Origin of the sequence: Aurantibacter sp. (genome assembly GCF_042094015.1) — a bacterium.
Lineage (GTDB): Bacteria > Bacteroidota > Bacteroidia > Flavobacteriales > Flavobacteriaceae > Aurantibacter.
On sequence record NZ_JBELDZ010000115.1, the window covers coordinates 1 to 4,354 of the forward strand.

The 4,354-nt window shown below is 28.0% G+C and carries 4 protein-coding genes and 1 pseudogene; all 5 read right to left on the reverse strand.

Annotated features, from left to right (window positions below):
- On the reverse strand, positions 1-1,057 hold a 1,057-nt coding region (locus tag ACFDSN_RS11755), incomplete at its 3' end, for a tetratricopeptide repeat protein (RefSeq protein ID WP_375240050.1).
- Positions 1,058-1,109: 52 nt separating this feature from the next.
- Entirely contained in the window at positions 1,110-2,129 is a 1,020-nt protein-coding gene (locus ACFDSN_RS11760) for a sugar phosphate nucleotidyltransferase (protein WP_375240051.1), read from the reverse strand.
- 75 nt (positions 2,130-2,204) lie between these two features.
- Positions 2,205-2,639 carry a dUTP diphosphatase gene (gene dut, locus ACFDSN_RS11765; RefSeq protein WP_375240052.1) on the reverse strand — a complete coding sequence of 145 codons (435 nt, stop codon included), beginning with the start codon at positions 2,637-2,639 and terminating at the stop codon, positions 2,205-2,207.
- Position 2,640: 1 nt separating this feature from the next.
- A complete protein-coding gene (locus tag ACFDSN_RS11770; protein ID WP_375240053.1) occupies positions 2,641-4,065 on the reverse strand; it encodes an oligosaccharide flippase family protein in 1,425 nt (474 codons plus the stop codon).
- A gap of 63 nt (positions 4,066-4,128) precedes the next feature.
- Positions 4,129-4,354, reverse strand: a pseudogene (locus ACFDSN_RS11775) (hypothetical protein); the annotation flags it as partial.

The window sequence follows — 4,354 nt, forward strand, 5'->3', positions numbered from 1 at the left end:
AGATAATTTGTTTTAAAATATCGAAGTTTTGAGGTTGTCTTTTATACGCTTCTTTGTAATGAATTAAGGCTTTAGATTTATTATCTTTTTTAAAATAATAATTTGCTAAATCTAATGCGTTTTCTTTACTTGATATATTGTTAATTACAGTTACTAATTCTTCTTCGTATTTTGGATTCTTAGACACAAAACTTACAAAATCTGATAAAACCTTAGATTTACTTTTTGGATCTAATTTATCAGTTGCTAAAACTATTTTCATAGAATTAATAGCTTCTTTTGGTTTATTCTTCTGTAAATAAAATTTATAAAGAGCTAAATGAACCAGCTTAGAATCTGGTTTAACTTTTAACAACTCTTGAGCAGTTTCAAAAGCTTTATCTAAATTATCCTCTTCACTATAACGAAAAATTAATTTTAAATAGTTTGATTCGTCTTTAGGGTTAGAATCTTTTCTAGTTTCTAGTTTGTCTATTCTAACTTGTTGTTGTCCTGTAAAACTATAAATTCTATTTCTTAAACGTTCTCTTTCGTTAGTTACTCCAAATTCTAAATCTAACTCGTCTAAAGTTTTTAACGCATTTTTAAAATCTTTAGTTTGCGCATAGATATTTGCTAAATCTTCTTTGTATTTAGGCTGATATTTTACCAATTGTTCAATAGTTTTTACTGCACTATTGTAATCTTTTTGCTTAATATAAACAGAATATAGCTCGTCTAAAACCCATTCATTATCAGCCTTAAGAATTAAAGCTTTCTTTAGAGATTCTTCTGCTAGAACATATTTTTTTAAAGCGTTATAATTTTTTCCTAATTCTAAAAACAGAATAAATTCTGTATCGTTTAAAAGAATACATTTTTGAAGATACTCTATAGCGCGTTCATGATTCTCAATTCCTTTTTGTTTTAAGGCCTCGAAAAAATATTGTTGAAAATCGTTTTTTTGTTCTTGTAAATTATCTTCTGGAGTTTGATTAAAATCTACTTGTGCACATAATTGTTTTGGAAGAAAAATCATCCAAAAAAACAGCAATAAAATGTAACTTTTTTTACTCATAATTAATATCTATCCTCTACCTATGTAAAGAAAATACATTATGTTTCAATAATTATTCCATTGTGGTATAATCTCCAATACTAATTTTAGTAAAATCGCCATTATATTTAACGTGATTACCAATCATAGCTTCGTCTAATTTAGCATTTTTTAATGTTGAATTATTTTGAACTAAACTATTTTTAATTTGAACATTTTCTAATACACAATTTGATCCAATAGAAACATTAGGTCCAACAGTTGTGTTTTTTAAGACCACATTTTTGCCTATCATACAAGGTTCTATAATATTAGAATTCTCTAATACCACAGACGACTGAATCATAGTTTCGTTACCTTCGGTTTTAATAAACCCTAACATTTTTGTATTAGTTTCTAAGGTAATGTTTTTGTTTCCACAATCCATCCATTCGTCTACGGTTCCAGTTTTAAAAACTTTTCCTTTAGCCATCATTCCTTTAATACCATCGTTAATTTGATATTCTCCACCATTAATAATATTATTATCTAAAACAGTCTGTAATTCGGTCTTTAAATCTTCAACTTGTTTAAAATAGTAAATTCCTATAACAGCTTGATTACTTACAAAGCTTTCTGGCTTTTCTACTAATTCTACAATATTTTGATTTCTATCTAGCTTAACTACACCATAAGCTTCTGGGTTTTCTACTTTTTTAGTCCAAATAACAGCATCTGCTTCTGCATCTAAATTAAAGCTTGCTTTAATTAAAGTGTCCGCATAAGCTATTACTGCTGGGCCAGATAAAGATGGTTCTGCACACATAATTGCATGACCTGTTCCTAAAGGTTGATCTTGTCTATAAATTGATGCTTTTGCTCCTAAACCTTCTGCTAAAGCAATTAAACTTTTTACTACATCTTCTCCAAACCAAGCTGGATCTCCTAAAACAAAAGCAATCTCTTCTATAGGTTGGTTTAATACTTTTGCAATATCTTTTACTAATCGATGTACTATTGGTTGTCCCGCAACAGGAATTAATGGTTTTGGTACGGTTAAACTATGTGGTCTTAATCGCGATCCGCGACCAGCCATTGGTACAATTATTTTCATGTTATTATTCTTTTAATTTCCATAAAAATGGAAATTTGTATTGTTAAACTTAATTTCACCTTTAATTAATGGTGCTTATTTTACTCCAGTACTTCCAAAACCACCTTTACCTCTAACGGTTTCAGATAATGAATCAACCTGATTCCATTCTGCACGTTCATGTTTTGCAATAATTAATTGCGCTATTCGTTCGCCGTTTTCTATAGTAAAATCTTCATTAGAAAGATTAACTAAAATTACGCCAATTTCGCCTCTATAATCTGCATCTATAGTTCCTGGAGAGTTTAAAACAGTTATCCCTTTTTTTATTGCCAAACCACTTCTTGGTCTTACTTGTGCTTCAATTCCTACAGGTAATTCTATAAATAGACCCGTTTTAACAATAGTTCTTTCTAAAGGTTTTAAAATTATTGGTTCTGAAATGTTAGCTCTTAAATCCATTCCTGCAGATGCTAAAGTCTCATAACTAGGCAACTCATGATTAGATTTATTTATAATGTTTATTTGCATTTTATTTTTTTAATAATTGTTTTAGCTCTTTCTTTTCAAGAATAACTATAAGTCCCAAAAATACTAAAACCAATAGAGTATTTATATAATAATTTTGATTGGATTGTAATGCCATTACAGATAGGATAATTGAAATAAAGAGATAACTTAAAATTCGTTTTAAATCATATGGTACAGGATAATATTTTTGGCCCAAAAAGTAAGAAATTAACACCATAGCTACATAAACTATTAATGTTATCCAAGCAGAAGCCATAAAACCTATTTTTGAAACTAAAGCTATGTTTAAAACAATAGTTATAGCTGCTCCAAAAATTGAAATATACATTCCATATCTTGTTTTATCTGTTAGTTTATACCAAATAGCTAAGTTAAAATAGATTCCTAAACATAAATTAGCTAATAGTATTATTGGTACAATTTCTATGGCAATCCAATATTCGGGATTATCTACTAATAATGTTTTAAATAAGTCCAAATATGCAATTATAAAAACTAACATAGCGCAGCCTAAAATCACAAAATATTTCATAATAAAGGCATATGTCTTTGTTGCATTTTTTTCTTTTGCGTGATTAAAGAAAAAAGGTTCTGCTCCTAAACGAAATGCCATAATGAAAATAGTCATAAAAACACCAAGTTTATAGCAACCTGCGTAAGCACCATTAATTGATTTGCCTAATTCTTGTGGAATCCAAAACTTATCGAAATTTTCATTAACTACATAAGCTAATCCAGCAACCATAATGGGCCAACTATAATTAAGTAACAGCTTTAATATGCGCTTACTAAATTGAAGTTTCGTCTTAAAAAAATAAGGTAATAATAGTAAGAAAGTAACTAAACTAGCTATAAAATTAGCTGTAAAAATATACGTTACTAAGTTAGTTTCTTGATAATAAGGAAACTCTATTTGGAATTTTGGTATTGCCCATAAAAAGTAATAATTAAGAACAACAACAAGTGCAATATTAATTAACTTAATAGCTGTAAACTTTAATGGTTTTCCAGTAGCTCTTAAATAAGCAAATGGTATAGCTACTAAAGTATCTAAGACCAAAACACCTATTAGTAAATTAAAGAATGTTTTATCTAATGCAACAAAATTTGCTAATTGAGTATTAAAAGAGAATACAACTATAAAAAACAATCCAGTTGTAGCTAATAAACTTATTAATGCTGTAGAAAATATTTTTTCTTTTTCTTCTGATTTACCGAAAAATCTAAAAAAAGCAGTTTCCATACCATAAGTTAATAGTACATTAAAAAACGCAGCATAAACGTAAAACGTAGTGTTTTCAGAATAACCTGTAGTTGGTAAAGTATTGGTGTGAAGCTTTACAAGAATAATATTCATTAATCTTGGAATTACAGTTGCCAAACCATAAATAATAGTATCCCTTAAAAACTTTTTTAAAACATTCAAACAGTCCTTCTTTTATAAGTTAAATGTACGTTTTATAACCTGTATTTCAAAAATTGAACTCTTTTAGTTTCTTGGTTTAGCAGATGGGTAATATTCTGCTGGTTTTTCCTTAACGTTTGTAACCTTAATAAATTTAACAGTATGGTTATCTATATAAGAAATAACACATTCATAATCGCTTAATAAAAAAGGTAATTCACCTAATTCTGGTAATGTGTTTTCATATTCATCTAATGGATCCGAACTAAGCTGAATATCTTTTTTTACTTCATTTTTTAAATTTGCAACG